At 68.6% G+C, this 18822-nt stretch carries 16 protein-coding genes; 8 read left to right on the top strand and 8 right to left on the bottom strand.

The window, feature by feature from the left end:
* Window positions 1–19 precede the first annotated feature (19 nt).
* The 5 genes from G6N28_RS16105 to rpmF all read right to left on the bottom strand — a co-directional run bounded on the left by G6N28_RS16105 (window position 20) and on the right by rpmF (window position 4496).
* Window positions 20–565, bottom strand: a complete 546-nt coding sequence (locus G6N28_RS16105) for a MogA/MoaB family molybdenum cofactor biosynthesis protein (RefSeq protein ID WP_407664970.1) — start codon at window positions 563–565, stop codon at window positions 20–22.
* 35 nt (window positions 566–600) lie between these two features.
* Window positions 601–1938 (bottom strand): S1C family serine protease, encoded by a 1338-nt coding sequence (locus G6N28_RS16100; protein ID WP_163901910.1) that lies wholly within the window; start codon window positions 1936–1938, stop codon window positions 601–603.
* 189 nt (window positions 1939–2127) lie between these two features.
* A complete protein-coding gene (locus G6N28_RS16095) occupies window positions 2128–3582 on the bottom strand; it encodes a HAMP domain-containing sensor histidine kinase (protein WP_163901908.1) in 1455 nt (484 codons plus the stop codon).
* Window positions 3582–4268, bottom strand: a complete 687-nt coding sequence (locus G6N28_RS16090) for a response regulator transcription factor (protein WP_163901906.1) — start codon at window positions 4266–4268, stop codon at window positions 3582–3584. The genes G6N28_RS16095 and G6N28_RS16090 overlap by 1 nt, the downstream gene beginning before the upstream one ends.
* 54 nt (window positions 4269–4322) lie before the next feature.
* Window positions 4323–4496: a 50S ribosomal protein L32 gene (gene rpmF / locus G6N28_RS16085; RefSeq protein ID WP_046749894.1), complete on the bottom strand. Its 174-nt coding sequence runs from the start codon at window positions 4494–4496 to the stop codon at window positions 4323–4325.
* A 209-nt stretch (window positions 4497–4705) separates the two neighbouring features.
* Here rpmF and G6N28_RS16080 point away from each other — a divergent pair, with 209 nt between their 5' ends.
* From G6N28_RS16080 to G6N28_RS16045, 8 genes are all read left to right on the top strand, one after another.
* On the top strand, window positions 4706–6439 hold the full coding sequence (locus G6N28_RS16080; RefSeq protein WP_163901904.1) for an acyclic terpene utilization AtuA family protein: 1734 nt from the start codon (window positions 4706–4708) through the stop codon (window positions 6437–6439).
* Window positions 6436–7596: an acyl-CoA dehydrogenase family protein gene (locus G6N28_RS16075; protein ID WP_163901902.1), complete on the top strand. Its 1161-nt coding sequence runs from the start codon at window positions 6436–6438 to the stop codon at window positions 7594–7596. The genes G6N28_RS16080 and G6N28_RS16075 overlap by 4 nt, the downstream gene beginning before the upstream one ends.
* The gene (locus tag G6N28_RS16070; RefSeq protein ID WP_163901900.1) at window positions 7593–9188 is read left to right on the top strand and encodes an acyl-CoA carboxylase subunit beta; all 1596 of its coding nucleotides are present in this window, start codon (window positions 7593–7595) and stop codon (window positions 9186–9188) included. Before G6N28_RS16075 ends, G6N28_RS16070 begins: the two co-directional genes overlap by 4 nt.
* Window positions 9189–9264: 76 nt before the next feature.
* Entirely contained in the window at window positions 9265–11214 is a 1950-nt protein-coding gene (locus tag G6N28_RS16065) for an ATP-binding protein (RefSeq protein ID WP_163901898.1), read from the top strand.
* A complete protein-coding gene (locus G6N28_RS16060) occupies window positions 11211–12371 on the top strand; it encodes an acyl-CoA dehydrogenase family protein (protein ID WP_163901896.1) in 1161 nt (386 codons plus the stop codon). The genes G6N28_RS16065 and G6N28_RS16060 overlap by 4 nt, the downstream gene beginning before the upstream one ends.
* On the top strand, window positions 12371–13138 hold the full coding sequence (locus G6N28_RS16055) for an enoyl-CoA hydratase family protein (RefSeq protein ID WP_163901894.1): 768 nt from the start codon (window positions 12371–12373) through the stop codon (window positions 13136–13138). Before G6N28_RS16060 ends, G6N28_RS16055 begins: the two co-directional genes overlap by 1 nt.
* Window positions 13138–13899, top strand: coding sequence for an SDR family oxidoreductase (locus G6N28_RS16050; RefSeq protein WP_163901892.1), 762 nt, complete (start codon window positions 13138–13140; stop codon window positions 13897–13899). The genes G6N28_RS16055 and G6N28_RS16050 overlap by 1 nt, the downstream gene beginning before the upstream one ends.
* Before the next feature lie 94 nt (window positions 13900–13993).
* Window positions 13994–14581 (top strand): DUF1707 SHOCT-like domain-containing protein, encoded by a 588-nt coding sequence (locus G6N28_RS16045; protein WP_163901890.1) that lies wholly within the window; start codon window positions 13994–13996, stop codon window positions 14579–14581.
* An 80-nt stretch (window positions 14582–14661) separates the two neighbouring features.
* Here the strand turns inward: G6N28_RS16045 and G6N28_RS16040 are convergent, their stop codons facing one another.
* The 3 genes from G6N28_RS16040 to G6N28_RS16030 form a co-directional block, all read right to left on the bottom strand.
* Complete coding sequence (locus tag G6N28_RS16040; protein WP_163901888.1) at window positions 14662–16638, bottom strand: VWA domain-containing protein; 1977 nt, start codon at window positions 16636–16638, stop codon at window positions 14662–14664.
* A complete protein-coding gene (locus tag G6N28_RS16035) occupies window positions 16631–18013 on the bottom strand; it encodes a sigma 54-interacting transcriptional regulator (RefSeq protein ID WP_163901886.1) in 1383 nt (460 codons plus the stop codon). Before G6N28_RS16035 ends, G6N28_RS16040 begins: the two co-directional genes overlap by 8 nt.
* Window positions 18014–18121: 108 nt before the next feature.
* Entirely contained in the window at window positions 18122–18691 is a 570-nt protein-coding gene (locus G6N28_RS16030) for a hypothetical protein (RefSeq protein WP_235674589.1), read from the bottom strand.
* Window positions 18692–18822: the final 131 nt, after the last annotated feature.

Here is an 18822-nt window from a genome sequence, read left to right as displayed (position 1 = left end):
CAAGCGGCTGACTCGTACGTCAAATTTCCAGGCTGGAGAGCTGGCCGATGATCTGGGTCGCCAACGGGCCCAACGTCGCCATACCGTCGCGCACCGCCGCCCGCGACCCCGCGATGTTGACCACCAGCGTGCTGCCCGAGACTCCGGCGAGCCCGCGGGACACTCCGGCTTCGACGATGCCCGCGGACAACCCCGACGCGCGCAACGCTTCGGCGATGCCGAGAAGTTCGCGGTCGAGGATCTCCCGCGTCGCTTCGGGCGTGACGTCGCGCGGGGTGACCCCGGTGCCACCGACCGACACCACCAGGTCGACTCCCCCGATCACCGCGGTGTTCAACGCGTTGCGGATCTCGACTTCGTCGGCGGACACCACGACCACGCCGTCGACCACGAACCCGGCCTCGCCGAGCAACTCGGTCACCAGCGGACCGCTGTGGTCCTCTTCGTCGCCGTGTGCGGTGCGGTCGTCGACGACGACGACCAGTGCCCGGCCCACCAACTCGCCTGGTTGTTCCATGAGTGCAACCGTATATGCGGGCAGCGACGCCGGCGCGGCCACTGTCAATGTGGTTCCACGTGACCCGGTCCTCGTTGTGGCCGTCACTGCTGCGCCTTGCCGAGCGTGACCTGCACGGTCTGCGGTTTACCTGAGTTGTCCAGATACGTCAGCGTCACCTGATCACCGGGGGCCTTCGACCGGACCGCGGCCACCAGCGCGTCGGCGCTGTTGATGACCCGGCCGTCGACCTTGGTCACCACGACCCCGCTCGGCAGCCCGGCCGCGGCGGCTGCGCCATCGCGGGTGACCTCCACGATCCGCGCGCCGTCGATGGACGCGTCGCTGGTGACCTGAACACCCAGCGAGGCATGGGAGGCCGAGCCGTTCTTGATCAACTCGTCGGCGATGCGCTTGGCCTGGTCCACCGGGATCGCGAACCCGAGCCCGATCGACCCGCTGGAGGCCTGCGGACCCGCGTCGCCACCGAGCGTGGCGATCGCCGAGTTCACCCCGACCAGTTCGCCGTTCATGTTGACCAGCGCACCACCGGAGTTGCCCGGGTTGATCGCGGCGTCGGTCTGGATCGCATCGAGGACGGTGTTCTGGTTGCGGGCGTCACCGCCGGCCGCGACGGGCCGGTTCAGCGCGCTGATGATGCCGGTCGTCACCGTGCCCTCGAGGCCGAGCGGTGAGCCGATCGCCACCACGTCCTGGCCGACCCGCAGATCCGCCGATGATCCGATCGTGATGGGCGTCAGACCGGACACGCCCTCCGCGCGCACTACCGCGATGTCGCTGCTCGGATCGGTGCCGACGACGCTGAACGAAGTGGTGTGGCCATCGGAGAACGTCACTTTGGTCTCGGCATTGGCCGGGCCACCGCGGGGCGCCGGGCCCGCGGCCGAGATGACGTGGTTGTTGGTCAAGATCAGCCCGTCCGACGAGAGAATGATGCCGGAGCCTTCCTCGGATTGACGGCCGAGATTGACCTCGAGTTTGACCACGCTGGGCACCACCTTGGCCGCGACCTGTTCGACGGAACCGGCGGGCAGGCTGGCGGCAGGCACCGTCGGCGCCGCCCCGTTGAGCGTCGACGTCGCCGCGGGCAGATCGGGCTGTGCCAGCACCGCTACGCCGCCGCCGATGCCCGCGGAGACCATCGCCACCGCGATCGCGCCCAGCGTCAATACCCCTGTCCGCGAACGCTTTTGAGGAGGCAGCCCGGACGGCCCGCCGGCCATCGGTCGGTACGGGTCATACGGCGCACGAAACGCCGCCGACTGCTGCTGTTGCTGCTGTGTCGCGTAGCGCCAGTCGTAGGGCTGCTGGTAGGGGCCGGGCCGCTGAGCACCGGGGTAACCGGGTCCCGCGTTCTGCTGGCCGCCGGGCCGACGACCCGACGGTGGTGGCGGCGACGAATACCTCGGATGGTTTGTCATGACGCTGTGGTGCTCTTCTTTCTGTTACGGCGGCGTGCGTGCTCATCAAGGTCAACGGTCGAGCAACGCCGAATGTGCCCAAGTGGGCTGAGAATCCACTTAGAGAATTTTCGGGACATGCTCTGAGTTGTGTTTGCCCAGTAATGCGCCCATTAATCATCGGCGACGTCGGCCCGGTCCACGCCGACGTCAGCGCGGCGTGTCGGTGTCGGCGTCGTCGGCAGGCATCGGTCGTCCCGGCAACACCACGTGCATGGCGGTGCCGGGAGGTTGTCCGCCGGGCACCGCGTCCTCCACCCACAGCGTGCCGCCGTGTTTGACCACGATCTGCTTGACGATCGCCAATCCCAGACCGGAGCCCGGCATCGCCCGCGCCGACGCGGACCGGAAGAACCGCTCGAACACCAATTGCCGTTCCTGCGGCGGTATTCCCGGGCCCTCGTCGGACACCACCAGCTCGGCGTGCAACGGGTCGATCTGGGTCAACCGGATGACGACCCGCCCGCCCGGAGGGCTCCATTTCGCGGCGTTGTCCAACAGGTTGAGCACCGCGCGGCCCAGCCCGGCACCGTCCCCGTAGACCTGCCACGGCATGACCTGCACGTCGAACTCGATATCGTTGCGGCGGCGCCGAACCCGCTCGAGTGAACGGTCGATGACCTCGGTCATGTCGACTGGTTCGTGAATGATCACGCCGGCGTCGTCGCGGGTGAGATCGACCAGATCGCCGACCAGCGTGGACAATTCCTGGATCTGAGCGATCACGTCGGCACGCAGACCGGCCATCTCTTCGTCCGGCAGCCGCGGCGCACCGGGGGCCATCGACGCCATCAGCAGCTCCACGTTGGTGCGCAGCGACGTCAACGGGGTGCGCAGTTCGTGGCCGGCGTCGGTGACCAATCGGGCCTGTCGTTCCCGCGACTCCGCGAGCGCCCGCAGCATCATATTGAAAGCCTCTGTGAGCCTTGCGAGTTCGTCGCTGCCCACGACGGGGATAGGCCGTAGGTCGTCGGTGCGGGCCACCCGTTCGGCGGCCTCGGTCAGCCGTGCCACCGGGCGCAGGCCGGCACGGGCGACCGCGCCGCCTGCCATGGCGGCCACCGCCACCCCGATACCACCCACGATCGACAACACGGTGCCCAACCGTTTGAGCACCTGCGTCGTCGGGGCCATGCTCTTGGAGATCAGCAGCGAGCTGTCGTTGGACAGCCGCATCGCCAGCACCCGCTGGTGGTTGGCGGTCCGCAGCGACATGATCAGATCACCCCGCAGCACCGCCTTCTCCGGCTCGCCCATCGGTAGCGTCTCGCCTTGCTGGTTCGCCGTGTAGATCGCCCGGCCCGGGATCACCAGCATCGCGTTGACGTCGGAATAGGCCGTGCCCTCGATCGCCTTGCTCGGGTCGACCTGCAGCGACCCGCTTTCGATCAGCAGCTGGGCCCGGCTGCGCAACTGGTTGTCCACGTCGTCGTAGAGGGCCCGCGACACCACCGCCCATACCGCGACCGCCATCAACACCACGACCATCGCGACCATCGACATCGCGAGCAGCATCACCCGCCAGCGCAGGGACACGGACTTGGTGGTCGGCACCGCCAGCGAGGGGTCGGGCTGTGGCCGAAATCCGTAGCTCGGGCCGGTCATCAGGGCGGGGTCTCGCGCAGCACGTAACCCACGCCTCGAACGGTGTGGATCAGTCGCGGCTCTCCTTCGGCCTCAGTCTTTCGGCGGAGATATCCGACATACACCTCCAGTGCGTTGCCGGACGTCGGGAAGTCGAAGCCCCACACTTCCTCGAGGATGCGGCTGCGGGTCAGCACGCGGCGCGGGTTGGCGATGAACATCTCGAGCAGCGCGAACTCGGTGCGCGTCAGGCTGATCCGGCGCTGGCCGCGGGTGACCTCACGGGTGGCGGGGTCCAGCGACAGGTCCGAGAAGGTCATCGCGGGCGACTCTTCGCCGTCGTCGGAGGAGGTGCGGCGCAGCAGCGCTCGCATGCGGGCCAGTAGCTCCTCGAGGGCGAACGGCTTGGGCAGGTAGTCGTCGGCTCCGGCGTCCAGTCCGGCCACCCGCTCCGAAACCGAGTCGCGCGCGGTCAACACCAGGATCGGCAGATCGTCGCCGGTGCTGCGCAGCCGACGGCACACCTCCAGGCCGTCCAGCCGCGGCATCATCACGTCCAGCACCAGGGCGTCGGGCCGGTCGCTGGCGATCACGTCGAGAGCTTCGACACCGTCCTGGGCGAGCTCGACGGAGTATCCGTTGAACGAGAGCGAGCGGCGCAGGGATTCGCGCACCGCGCGATCGTCGTCGACGACTAATATGCGCACAGCCACAGTGTCATCTCCCTATCTGAGAGTGACCTGAGAGGCGTGCCGGACCAACTAGCGGCGGTCGAGGTCGATCAGGCCGAGGCGGGCAGCCTTAAGCAGCCGCCGTGGCACCTTGTGCTCGCGGCCCGAGACGGTGACGCTGACCAGCTCGGGGCGCTTGGCCTTCCACTGGGCGCGACGGCTACGGGTGTTCGCGCGCGACACTCTGCGCTTGGGCACAGCCATGATCGAAGTCTCCTCGTGAGGGGGTCACCGGTCGAGCCGGAAATTCAACTTGCGCCGCGGGAAGCGTCCAGCGCCGACAATTGCCCTTCAGGATAGCCTCCGCGCTGCGTAGCCTCCAAAATTACGGATTGCCTTGACGCGATACCGCTGGTAATCGCTAACCTACCGGTTGGTCGGCACGGCACGCCGGTGACGCGATGGGAGGCCTGGTGACTGGTCCGGTCCGCATCGGCAACTGTTCGGGGTTCTACGGCGATCGGCTGTCGGCGATGCACGAGATGCTCACCGGCGGCGATCTGGACTACCTCACCGGCGATTACCTGGCCGAGCTGACCATGTTGATCCTGGCCCGCGACCGCGCGAAGGCTCCCGACCGCGGCTATGCCAAGACGTTCCTCAAGCAGCTCGAGGAATGCCTGGGCCTCGCGCTGGACCGCGGCGTGCGCATCGTCGCCAACGCGGGCGGGCTGAACCCCGCGGGCCTCGCGGACGCGGTGCGAGCGCTGGCCCAACGGCTGGGGTTGACGGTGAACGTCGCCCACGTCGAGGGCGACGACCTGCTGCCCAGGGCCGACGAGCTCGGTTTCGGCTCGGTGTTGGCGGCCAACGCCTATCTCGGCGCGTGGGGCATCGTCGAATGCCTGAACGCCGGCGCCGACGTCGTCGTCACCGGCCGGGTGACCGACGCGTCGGTGATCGTCGGGCCCGCCGCCGCGCACCACGGATGGCAGCGCACCGACTACGACCGGCTGGCCGGCGCGATCGCCGCAGGCCACGTCATCGAGTGCGGCGCGCAGGCCACCGGGGGCAACTACGCGTTCTTCGCGCGGGACTTTCCGGACCTCACCGCCTTGATCCGTCCCGGGTTTCCGCTGGCCGAGATCCACCCCGACGGGTCGTCGGTCATCACCAAGCACCCCGGCACCGGAGGCGCGGTCACCGTCGACACCGTCACAGCGCAACTGCTCTACGAGATCACCGGTGCGCGCTATGCCAATCCGGATGCGACGCTGCGGGTCGACACCGTCGAGCTGTCCTCCGACGGCGCCGACCGGGTGCGCATCGGCGGGGTGCGCGGCGAGCCGCCGCCGCCGACACTGAAGGTGTCGCTCAACAGCATCGGCGGGTTCCGCAACGAGATGACGTTGGTGCTGACGGGCTTGGACATCGAGGCCAAGGCCGAGCTGGTGCGCAGGCAACTGGAGACCAGCATGACGGCCAAACCCGCCCAGATGGAGTGGACCCTGGCCCGCACCGACCATGAGGATGCCGACACCGAAGAAACCGCCAGCGCGCTGCTGCGGTGCGTGGTGCGCGATCCGGATCCGGCCAACGTCGGACGCAAGTTCTCCTCTGCCGCCGTAGAACTGGCGTTGTCCAGCTATCCGGGCTTCCACGCCACCAGCCCGCCGGGTGACGGTCAGGTCTACGGGGTGTTCAGGCCGGCGTTCGTCGCGGCCGGCGACGTGCCACACGTGGCGGTGCACGCCGACGGCTCCCGCGTCGACATCGCACCCGCCACACAGACCTTGGAGCTCGCGCCGGTCCCGCCGTTCGCGTTGCCCGAGCCGCTGCCGTTCGGCGAGACCCGACGGGTGCCGCTCGGCTCGATCGCCGGCGCTCGAAGCGGCGACAAGGGCGGCAGCGCGAACGTGGGCGTGTGGGTGCGCACCGATCCGCAGTGGCGCTGGCTGGTGCACGCGCTGACCGTGGACAAGCTGCGCGAACTGCTCCCGGAGACAGCGGATTTGCCCGTGACCCGACATGTGCTGCCCAACCTGCGGGCGGTCAATTTCGTTATCGACGGCATCCTCGGCGAGGGGGTGGCCTATCACGCCCGGTTCGACCCGCAGGCCAAGGCGCTCGGCGAGTGGCTGCGCAGCCGGACCGTTGACATACCTGTCGAGTTGTCGGCAGAGATACCCGAGGAGCTGTTGGCTTGAGCATCTGGCACACCCCCGAACGCGAACAACTACGAAAATCGGTGCGCGCGTTCGCCGAACGCGAGATCCTGCCGCATGTGGACGAGTGGGAGCGCAGTGGCGAGTTGCCCCGGGACCTGCATCGCAAGGCCGGTGAGGCCGGGCTGCTTGGCGCGGGATTTCCCGAGTCGGTCGGCGGGGGCGGCGGCGACGGCGCCGATGCGGTGATCATCTGCGAGGAGATGCACCAGGCGGGCTGCCCCGGCGGTGTGTTCGCGTCGCTGTTCACCTGCGGTATCTCGGTGCCGCACATGATCGCCTCCGGCGACCGGCGGCTGATCGACACGTACGTGCGGCCCACGCTGCGCGGCGAGCTGATCGGCAGCCTCGCGATCACCGAACCGGGCGGCGGCTCCGACGTCGGGCATCTGACCACCCGCGCTGAGCTGGTGTCCGACGGCGACGGGCCGTACTACATCATCAACGGCGCCAAGACCTACATCACCTCCGGCGTGAGAGCCGATTACGTCGTCACGGCGGTGCGCACGGGAGGTCCTGGCGCAGCGGGGATTTCGCTGATCGTGGTCGACAAGCAGGCGCCTGGCTTCGCGGTCAGCCGCAAGCTCGACAAGATGGGCTGGCGATCTTCCGACACCGCCGAGCTGTCCTACACCGACGTCCGGGTGCCGGCCGCCAACCTGATCGGTGCCGAGAACTCCGGGTTCGTCCAGATCGCCGGAGCGTTCGTCGCCGAACGCGTCGGGCTGGCCGCGCAGGCCTATGCCAGCGCTCAGCGGTGCCTCGACCTGACCGTTTCGTGGTGCCGGGACAGGGAGACCTTCGGCAGGCCGCTGATCTCGCGCCAACAGGTGCAGAACACGTTGGCGGAGATGGCCCGTCGCATCGACGTGGCGCGGGTGTACACGCACCACGTGGTCGAGCGGCAGCTCGCGGGTGACACGAATCTGATCGCCGAGGTGTGCTTCGCCAAGAACACCGCCGTGGAGGCCGGCGAATGGGTCGCCAACCAGGCGGTGCAGATGTTCGGCGGGATGGGCTACATGACCGAGTCCGAAGTCGAACGGCAATACCGCGACATGCGGATCCTGGGCATCGGCGGCGGGACCACCGAGATCCTCACCGCGCTGGCCGCCAAGACGTTGGGATTCCAATCGTGACCGCGCTGCGCTCCACCCTGGACCCGAGCTCCCCCGCATACAATGAGGCGGCCGCGGTGATGACCGCCAAACTGGCCGAGCTGGACACCGAGCACGCCAAGGCGCTGGCCGGCGGCGGCGAGAAGTACGTCGCGCGCCACCACGACCGCGGCAAGCTGACCGCCCGCGAGCGCATCGAACTGCTCGTCGACCCGGACTCCCCGTTTCTGGAGCTGAGCCCGCTGGCCGCCTACGGCAGCGACTTCACGGTCGGCGCCAGCGTGGTGACCGGGATCGGCGCGGTCGAGGGCGTCGAGTGCATGCTGGTGGCCAACGACCCGACCGTCAAGGGTGGCACGAGCAACCCGTGGACGTTGAAGAAGGTGTTGCGGGCCAATCAGATTGCCCTGGAGAACCGGCTGCCCCTGATCTCGCTGGTGGAGTCCGGCGGTGCCGATCTGCCCACGCAGAAGGAGATCTTCATTCCCGGCGGGCAGATGTTCCGCGACCTCACCCGGCTCTCGGCGGCCGGCGTCCCGACGATCGCGCTGGTCTTCGGCAACTCCACCGCGGGGGGCGCCTACATTCCCGGGATGTCCGACCACGTGGTGATGATCAAGGAACGCTCCAAGGTATTTCTGGCCGGGCCGCCCCTTGTCAAGATGGCCACCGGTGAGGAGTCCGACGACGAATCACTGGGTGGCGCTGAAATGCACGCCCGCACATCGGGTCTGGCCGACTACTTCGCCGTCGACGAGCCCGACGCGATCCGGATCGGGCGCCGCATCGTGGCGCGGCTGAACTGGCGCAAGCACGGCCCCACCCCGCGGCCGGTCGCCGAGCCGCTGTACGACGCCGAGGAACTCCTCGGCATCGTGCCCTCTGACCTGCGGGTGCCGTTCGACCCGCGCGAGGTGATCGCCCGCATCGTCGACGGTTCCGAGTTCGACGAGTTCAAGGGGCTCTACGGCTCCTCGCTGGTGACCGGATGGGCGACGTTGCACGGCTATCCGATCGGCATCCTGGCCAACCATCGCGGCGTGCTGTTCTCCGAGGAGTCCCAGAAGGCCACCCAGTTCATCCAGCTGGCCAACCGCGCCGACACGCCATTGTTGTTCCTGCACAACACTACCGGATACATGGTCGGCAAGGCGTACGAGGAAGGCGGGATGATCAAGCACGGGTCGATGATGATCAACGCCGTCTCCAACTCCACCGTCCCGCACATCTCCCTGCTGATCGGCGCCTCCTACGGCGCGGGTCACTACGGCATGTGCGGGCGCGCCTACGATCCGCGGTTCCTGTTCGCATGGCCCAGCGCGAAGTCCGCGGTGATGGGCGGAACGCAGTTGGCCGGGGTGCTTTCCATCGTCAGCCGCGCCGCCGCCGAAGCCCGCGGCCAGGAATTCGACGAGGACGCCGACGCCGCCCTGCGCGCGGCCGTGGAGGCTCAGATCGAGGCCGAGTCGCTGCCGATGTTCCTGAGCGGCCGCCTCTATGACGACGGGGTGATCGATCCACGCGACACCCGCACCGTGCTGGGAATGTGTCTGTCCGCCATCGCCAATGGCCCGATCAAGGGGACGTCGAACTTCGGCGTCTTCCGGATGTGAAGATGACTGCGATTTCGGCGTATTTGGTCACGGTGAGCGTGACAAAGTGCACCGAAATCACCGAGGGAGGCCGGGAATGATCAACCGGGTGCTGGTCGCCAACCGCGGGGAGATCGCGCGGCGGGTGTTCGCCACGTGCCGCCGTCTGGGCATCGGCACCGTCGCCGTGTACACCGACCCCGACGCCGGGTCCGCGCATGTGGCCGAGGCCGACGCCCGGGTTCGGCTGGAGGGCACCCGCGGATACCTCGATGCCGCCCAACTGATCGCCGCCGCGCGGGCCGCGGGTGCTGACGCGATCCACCCGGGCTACGGATTCCTCTCGGAGAACGCCGATTTCGCGATTACAGTCCAGGATGCGGGCCTGACTTGGATCGGACCGCCTGCCACCGCGGTGGCCGCCATGGGCTCCAAGATCGAGGCGAAGAAGCTGATGGCGGCCGCGGGCGTGCCTGTGCTCGAGGAGTTGGATCCCGACGCCGTGACAGCCGAAGACCTGCCGGTGCTGATCAAGGCGTCGGCGGGCGGCGGTGGCCGGGGCATGCGGGTGGTGCGTGAGCTGGCCGAGCTGCCCGGCCAGGTCGAGGCGGCCCGGCGGGAAGCGCAGTCCGCCTTCGGCGATCCGACGGTGTTCTGCGAGCGGTACCTGACCACCGGCCACCACGTCGAAGTCCAGGTGCTCGCCGACCTCCACGGCACGATGTGGGCGGTCGGGGAACGCGAGTGCTCGATTCAGCGCCGCCACCAGAAGATCATCGAAGAGGCACCGTCGCCGCTCGTCGAGCGCACACCCGGGATGCGCGCCAAACTGTTCGAGGCCGCACGGCTGGCCGCACAGGCGATCGACTACGCCGGGGCGGGCACCGTCGAATTCATGGCCGACGGGTCGGGCGAGTTCTTCTTCCTCGAGATGAACACCCGGCTGCAGGTCGAGCACCCGGTCACCGAGCTCACCACGGGCCTCGACCTCGTCGAGTTGCAACTGCGCGTCGCCGACGGGGGCCGCCTGGATGCCGACCCGCCGTCCTGCCACGGGTACTCCATCGAGGCCCGCGTCTATGCCGAGGACCCGGCCAAAGACTGGCAGCCCCAGGCCGGCACGGTGCACCGGTTCGAGGTGCCCGGGAACGTGCGCGTGGACTCCGGGATCATCGATGACTCAACGGTTTCCATCTACTACGACCCGATGCTGGCCAAGGTTGCCTCGCACGCGCCGACCCGCCGCCAGGCCGCGGGGGTGCTCGCCGACGCGTTGACCCGCGCCCGCATCCACGGCGTGCGCACCAACCGCGACCTGCTGGTCAACGTGCTGCGACATCCGGCGTTCCTCGACGGCAACACCGACACGGCGTTCTTCGACACCCACGACCTGGCTGCATTGTCGGCGCCGTTGAGCGACGAACGTGCCGTCACGTTGAGCGCCGTCGCCGCCGCGTTCGCCGAGGCTGCCCAAAACCGCGCGAGCGCAACGGTGTTCGCCGCCGCACCCAGCGGCTGGCGCAACCTGCCATCCGGTTTCCAGACCAAACGCTACGCCGACGCCTCAGGCGGTGAGCACGAGGTGCGTTACCGGTTCACCCGCGCCGGGGTGGAACTGCCCGACGTGGCCGGGGTGGGACTGGTGTCGCACGCGCCGGAGCGTGTGGTGCTGCGCGTGGACGGCGTGGACCGCCCGTTCGACGTCGCCCGCTACCGCGACGACGTGTTCGTCGACTCGCCACTGGGACCGGTGCAACTCGGTGCGCTGTCGCGCTTTCCGGACTCGGACGCCGCCGTCGCCCACGGCTCGCTGCTGGCCCCCATGCCGGGTTCGGTGCTGCGCGTAGGCGCCGCGGTCGGCGACCGGGTGAGCGCCGGACAGCCGCTGGTGTGGCTGGAAGCGATGAAAATGGAGCACACCGTTGCCGCCCCGACCGATGGCATCCTCGCCGAACTCAACGTCGAACCCGGTCAGCAGGTCGACGTCGGCTTGGTGATGGCTCGGGTCCTCGCCCCCGTCGATTCCGAAGAAGGAGAGCCCCGATGAGCAGCTTCATCGAGACCGAAGAACAACAGGAGCTACGCAAGGCCGTCGCCGCGATGGCCGCCAACTACGGCCAGGACTACTACCTGGAGAAGGCCCGCACCGGTCAGCACACCACCGAATTGTGGCAGGAGGCAGGCAAACTCGGCTTCATCGGCGTCAACCTGCCCGCCGAGTACGGTGGCGGCGGCGCAGGCATGTACGAATTGTCGCTGGTGATGGAGGAGATGGCCGCCGCCGGTTCGGCGCTGCTGATGATGGTGGTGTCCCCCGCGATCAACGGCACGATCATCTCCAAGTTCGGCACCGAGGACCAGAAGAAGCGATGGCTGCCCGGCATCGCCGACGGCTCGATCACGATGGCCTTCGCGATCACCGAACCCGATGCCGGATCGAACAGCCACCGCATCACCACCACGGCCCGTCGGGACGGCTCGGACTGGATTTTGTCGGGCCAGAAGGTGTTCATCTCGGGCATCGACCAGTCCCAGGCGGTGCTGATCGTGGGCCGCACCGAGGATCACAAGACCGGCAACCTCAAGCCCGCGTTGTTCATCGTGCCGACCGATGCAAAGGGGTTGAGCTGGACCAAGATCGAGATGGAGCTGGTCAGCCCCGAGAGTCAGTTCCAGGTGTTCCTCGACGAGGTGCGGCTGCCCGCCGATGCGCTGGTCGGCTCCGAGGACGCGGCGATCGCGCAGCTGTTCGCGGGGCTGAACCCCGAGCGGATCATGGGCGCGGCCAGCGCGGTCGGCATGGGCCGCTTCGCGATCGGTAAGGCCGTCGACTACGTCAAGACCCGCAAGGTGTGGAACACGCCGATCGGCGCGCACCAGGGGTTGTCACATCCGTTGGCGCAGAACCATATCGAGATCGAGTTGGCGAAACTGATGATGCAGAAGGCCGCCGCACTGTACGACATCGGCGACGACGCCGGGGCCGCCGAAGCCGCCAACATGGCCAAGTACGCCGCCGGCGAGGCGTCGGTGCGTGCGGTCGATCAGGCCGTGCAATCGCTGGGCGGCAACGGGCTGACCAAGGAGTACGGGATCGCCGCGGCGGTGACGTCGTCAAAGCTGGCGCGTATCGCCCCGGTCAGCCGGGAGATGGTGCTGAACTTCGTGGCGCAGACCTCGCTGGGCCTGCCGAGGTCGTATTGATGGGCACCCTCGTTCGCTACCGCGTCGACGGCCGGGTCGCCCGGCTCACGCTGGACTCGCCGGCAAACCGCAACGCGCTGTCCACCGAGCTGGTCGACCAGCTGCACCAGGGCTTCACCGACGCGGAAGCCGAACCGTCAGCGCGCGTCGTCGTCCTCGACCATACCGGCGGAACCTTCTGCGCGGGAGCTGATCTCGGCGAGGCAGCGGGCCGGGATCCCAGCGATGTCGCCGTCGACCGCGCTCGCGAGATGACCCGGCTGCTGCGCCGCATCCTCGAGTTGCCGATGCCGGTCATCGCGGCGGTCGACGGGCACGTGCGCGCGGGCGGGCTGGGCCTGGTCGGCGCCTGTGACATCGCGGTAGCCGGGCCGGCGAGCACGTTCGCGCTGACCGAGGCGCGCATCGGTGTCGCGCCGTCGATCATCTCGCTGACGCTGCTGCCGAAGATGACCCCGAGGTCGGCCGGCCGCTACTTCTTGACGGGCGAGAAGTTCGGTGCCCGACTGGCCGCCGAGATCGGGCTGGTCACCGTCGCCGCCGACGACGTCGAGGCCAGCGTGGCCGAGCTGGCCACGGCGATCGGCAAGGGTTCGCCGCAGGGGCTCGCGGCTTCCAAGGCCTTGACCACGGCGCGCATACTGGAGACCTTCGACCGCCACGCCGAAGAACTGACCAAGCAATCCGCCGAGCTGTTCGTCTCCGAGGAGGCCCGCGAAGGCATGACGGCGTTTCTGCAGAAACGGCCACCGCGCTGGGCGGACTGATGGGCCGCAGCGTCCTCGTCACCGGCGCCACCGGCACGCTGGGGCACTGTGTGGTCCCGGAAGCCGTCGACGCCGGTCACCGGGTCCGGGCGCTGAGCCGAAAGAACCGGATGGGCTACACCGGTGTGCACTGGGCGCGCGGTGACCTGCTCGCCGGCACTGGCCTGGCCGCGGCGCTGGACGGGGTCGACGTGGTGGTGAACTGCGCGACGCAGTTCGCCGGCGACAAGGACGTCACCTCGATGGCCAACCTCATCGAGGCGGCGCGCCGGGCCGGTGTCGGCCACATCGTGCACGTGTCGATCGTCGGCATCGACCGCATCCCGTTGCCGTACTACCGCACGAAGCTGCGGGTCGAGCAGTTGCTGGAGACGTCGGATATCGGCCACACGGTGCTGCGGGCCACGCAGTTTCACGACCTGATCCACGCCATCTTCGCGGCCCAGCGGTTCTCGCCCGTGCTGTGCGCCCTGCGCGGGGTGCGGTTCCAGCCGATCGATACCCACGACGTCGCGGCCCGGCTCGTCGAGTTGGCCGACGCCGAGCCGCTCGGGCACGCGCCGGACATCGGCGGTCCCGCCGTGCACACCCATCTGGAGCTGGCTCGGATGTATCTCGCGGCGCGCGGCAGCCGTCGCAAAGCGGTGGCGTTACCGGTGCCGGGCCGCATCGTCGGCGGGTACCGCTCGGGTGCCAACCTGGTGCCCGACAACGCGGTCGGCTCCGTCAGCTTCGCCGATTACCTGGCGCAGAAGTCATAAACTTCGCACATCTACAGGCTTCGCCAAGAACGCTGAGGGCACAGTTTGGACAACGGCCTTGCATGTGCCAGCGTTCGTCGTAGGCTCGTATCCGATGAGTACCCCAGCGTCGCGGAACGGTTCGATGCGTGCTGCTGACACCGATCGGATTCAGGTAGCACAGCTACTGACGGACGCCGCCGCGCAGGGCCGGCTGCAGCTGAGCGAATACGAAGACCGGCTGACCAGGGCATACGCCGCCCAGACGTACGAGGAACTCGACCGGCTGTCCGCCGACCTACCCGGCGCCTTCAGCCGCGGCCGCACCGGCGGCCCCTGCCGGCCCGCCCCTTCGACGCTGCTGCTGGCGATCCTGAGCGGCTTCGAGCGCCGCGGCCGGTGGAACGTGCCCAAGCGGATGACGACCGTTGCCATCTTCGGCGGCGGCGTCGTGGATTTGCGGTACGCCGACTTCACCTCGCCGGAGGTGGAGATCAACTCGTATTCGATCTTCGGCGGGCAGACGATCCTGGTACCGCCGGAGGTCAATGTCGACCTGCGCGGTGTCGGGGTGATGGGCAGCTTCGACCACAGCGTCAGCGGCGACGGCTCCCCCGGCGCGCCGTGTGTGCGCATCCGCGGCTTCTCGCTGTGGGGCAGCGTCGGCGTCAAGCGCAAGAAGCGCAAGTCTGCCGCCGCCTGACGCCTACTCTTCGCGAAACCGACGCAATGGTCGTCGGGGCGCCGGAAAACCAGCCTTGGCGTCGGTCTCGGCGCAAGAACTTAGCGGCGCCGCCGAGAACGCAGGTAGTCGCCGACGACCGCGGCGCCCAACCCGTCGAGGTCCGGCACCACCACGCGTCCCTCCACCCGCCGTGCCACCTGATCGATGAACCGCGCCAGACCGGGATCACTGCCCAGCCGGAAGATCGTCACCTGCGCGCCGATGCCGGCCACGTCGTCGAAGCCTTTGACCGTGTGGGCGATGGTGCGCGGATGGGGCGGGTAATCAAAGAACACCGCGGGTCCGCCCTCCTCGCTGGGATAGTGCTCGAGGTGCGCGGTCGGCTCACCGTCGGTGACCACCAGCACCACCGGCTGGGCGTTGGGGTGTCGACGCAGATGCCGCAGAGCGAGGGCCAGCGCGTGATGCAAATTGGTGCCCTGCTCGTAGACACCCTCCAAGCCGGTGAGCTCGGCGGCGGTCACGGTGCGCGCGTAGCGGCCGAATGCGATGATCGACAACGCATCTGAGCGGAACCGTGTGCTGACCAGATGGTTGAGCGCGAGCGCCGTGCGTTTCATCGGCAGCCACCGGTTCTCCATCACCATCGAGAACGAGGTGTCCACCAGCAGCGCGACGGCGGCCTGCGTGCGGGTCTCGGTCTCGGAGATCTCGACGTCCTCGACGGTGATGTCCATCGGCAGCGTCGCGGCGCCCGAGCCGGCGCGGCGCAGCACCGCGTTGGTCAGCGTGCGGGTGACGTTCCACGGCTCGGTGTCGCCGAACTGCCACGGCCGCGTCGCCCCGGTGAGCTCACCGGCCGCGCCGGCACGCCGAGTCTCCCGCTCGCCGTGCCGACCCGAAAGCTGTTGCGCCACATCCCGTAACGCGGTCTGGCCGAGCTGACGCATGGCCTTGGGCGACAGCCGCCACTGCCCGTCGGAGCCGCGGTCCAGAAAGCCCTGGTCCATCAACGCCCGCTCGAGTTCGGCGAGGGTGCGGGCGTCGACGGCGGCCTCCTCGCCGAGTTGGCGGGCGAGCATGTCCAGGTCGACGTCTTCCATCGTCGCGCCGGCGTAGCTCTGGGACAGCGCCTCGGCGAGCTGTTCGAGCTCGGCGATGTCCTCGAGCGCTTGGGCGCCTTCACCCATCCCTAGCGGGTTCTCGCCGGAGAACCGTTCCGAACCGGTCCAGTCCTCCCCCGGCCGGGCGGCCTGCAGGTGCGCGTCCAGCCGGTTCAACGCGTTCATCAGCGATGGCGAGCCGAACGCCTGCTGCGCCAACGCATCCAGCTCGGCGCGCTGCTCGGCGGACAGGCTGTTGCGGAACCGCTGCGCGGCGGCGGCCCGCTTGGCCAACGAGTCCAGCAGCTCCTCGACGTTCTGCGGGTTCTCCGGGAAGAACTCGCCGTGCTTGGCCATGAAGTCTTGAAAATCCTGCGGCGTGTCCTCCCCCCTGGCGTGCTTGTCGAGCAGGTCGTTGAGGTCGTCGAGCATGTCGTTGACCCGCTGCCGGTCCTCGTCGGTGGCGTTCTCCAACGCCTGCTTCATCCCGGCGAACCGCTGGTCGAGCATCTCGCGGCCCAGCAGATCCTTTATCTGCTCATAGGATTCGCGTGCCTCCGGGCTGCGCCACTGGTAATCGGCGAGTTCCTGGACGGCCTTGGCCGGCGACGACGGCAGGTTCTCGATGCGCATCTCCTGGAACCGCGCGTCGTCGTCGAGCGCACGGGCCAGTTCCTTGCGTTCGGCCAGCACCGCGTCGTCGAGCAGTTTCTTGATCTGCTGCAGGGTGCCGTCCAAATTGTTGCGCTGCAACAGCTCTCGACGCCGACGGTTGGCCTCGGCCGCCAGCTTGTCGGCGCCGCGCATGTTCTTGGTGCCGCGTCGCAACATCTCGGACAGCGCGCGCCGAGGCGAGCTGCCCTCCATGACGTCCTGACCGATCTGTTCGAGCGCCTCGCGCAGGTCGATCGGCGGCGCCAGCGGGTCGGGCCCGCCGGTGTACCGCGAATACCGCGACGTCCGTTTAGCCATAAACGGTTTCGCCTTCTCCGGACTCCTTGTCGATTCGCTTGGCCAGATACAACGCCTCGAGCGCCAACTCGACGGCGGCGGCGCGCTGCCCGTCGGTCGTCGCGCCGAGCCGCGTCTGGATCTCGGCGATCGCGGGCACCTCGGGCACCGCGGCCAGCACCTCGCGCGCCGACACCCGCTCACCGGTGGTGATCGCCGACCCGTTCTCGATCGCGACCACCAGCGGACCGACGTCGATGCCGCCCAGCACGCGCTGCGCGGTGTCCGCGGTGGCCCGGCGCAGCAGGTGCTCGAGCACCGCTTGTTCGCGGCCCTCTTCACCGGTCTCGAATTCGAGCTTGCCGCGCAGCACGTCGATGATCGTGGCCAGGTCGACCACCCGGGCCACCGGATCCTCCTCGCCGAGCAGCGCCGAGCGGTGCCGCGCGGCGGCGGCGACGGTTTCGGCGGCGGCGATCGCGAACCGCGCCGAGACACCCGAGCGCTGGTCGATGGACCGGGACTCGCGCAGGTAGCGGGCGAACCGCGCCAACACCGCCAGCAGGTATTCGGGGACCTCGGCCGAGAGCTGGGCCTCCTGTTTGATGACGCCGACCTCGGCGTCGAGCGCCAGTGGGTAGTGGGTGCGGATCTCGGCGCCGAACCGGTCCTTCAGCGGTGTGATGATGCGGCCGCGGTTGGTGTAGTCCTCGGGGTTCGCGCTGGCGACCACGAGGACGTCGAGCGGCAATCGCAACGTGTAGCCGCGGACCTGGATGTCGCGCTCCTCCATCACGTTGAGCATCGCCACCTGGATGCGCTCGGCGAGGTCGGGCAGCTCGTTGATGGCGACGATGCCGCGGTGGGCGCGCGGGATCAACCCGTAGGCGATGGTCTCGGGATCGCCGAGGCTACGGCCCTCGGCCACCTTGATCGGGTCGATGTCGCCGACCAGGTCGGCCACGCTGGTGTCGGGGGTGGCCAGCTTCTCGGTGTAGCGCTCGCTGCGGTGGCGCCACACGACGGGCAGGTCCTCACCCGAGTCGGCGGCGCGCCGGATCGATTCGGGGGTGATCGGGCTGTACGGGTGCTCGCCGAGCTCGGCGCCCTCGATGACCGGCGTCCACTCGTCGAGCAGACCGGTCAGGGCGCGCAGCAGCCGCGTCTTGCCCTGGCCGCGTTCGCCGAGCAGCACGACGTCGTGGCCGGCGATCAAGGCCCGCTCCAGCTGCGGGATCACGGTGTCCTCGAACCCGAGGATGCCCGGCCAGGGGTCGCGGCCCTCGCCGAGAGCGGCCAGCAAGTTTTCCCGGATTTCCTGCTTCACGCCCCGTTCGCGGTGGCCGGAGGCCCTCAGTTCGCCGACGGTACGGGGTAGATCACGTGGTTGGGTCACCACTCCAAGTTACGCAACTCCGCGCGGCCGCGGTCGAGTGTGTCGTTAAGCCACGCTTCCGGCCCCGACGCCGTGCGGGTAACCCACGTTCGGCGCACCGGCGAAAGGTCAGTTCGGTGAGGGCGGCAGCATCTGGAACCCGTCGAGGATCGTCGCGCTGTCCCGCTGATAGGTCGGGTCCTCGGCGTCCATCGCCTGGGCGGTCACGCTGATCACGTACGTCATACCCTCGGCGTGCATCACCGCGCCAAGCGCAATCGCGGGGTGCGGGTCGATGTTTCCCATCACCGGCATCATGTAGCGGTACGTCCTGGCGGGCAGACCGCACAGTGAGCGCTCGCTGACCCGCAGGTCGGTCACGCCCAGACCGGACTCCAACGCGTCTTGCATCGTCGCGAAGATCAGGTCCACATCTTCGGCGCCCGGCGTGCTCTCGAGCGTCACCATCACGTTCGCCGTGAAGGCGTCGGATGTAAGCGCCTCGTTTCGCATACCGAAGCGGATCAGCGGCGAATCCAACATGGTCGACCGCCCCCAGCCCGGCGGCTTCGGAATCTTCAGCACCGGCTCGTCGTGGTTCCTCGCCGGGATCGTCGTCAACGGGACATCGACGGACTCGCACAGCGACGAGTCGGATCCACCGGGTTCGGCCGCCATCGACAGTTCGGCACCGGCCACCGCGCGCGTCGTCCACGTACCGCGTGCACGAGGCCATCAGCGTCGTGGCGACCAGAACGAGGACCGCGACCGTCCGCGATGCCGTGACCATGGGAGCAACTTAGTCGCGTCCCGGCTGTTGGTGCGACGTT

Origin of the sequence: Mycolicibacterium pulveris (genome assembly GCF_010725725.1) — a bacterium.
Lineage (GTDB): Bacteria > Actinomycetota > Actinomycetes > Mycobacteriales > Mycobacteriaceae > Mycobacterium > Mycobacterium pulveris.
The sequence above is the reverse complement of the archived record's forward strand: the minus strand, read 5'-3'. Positions and strand labels throughout refer to the sequence as shown.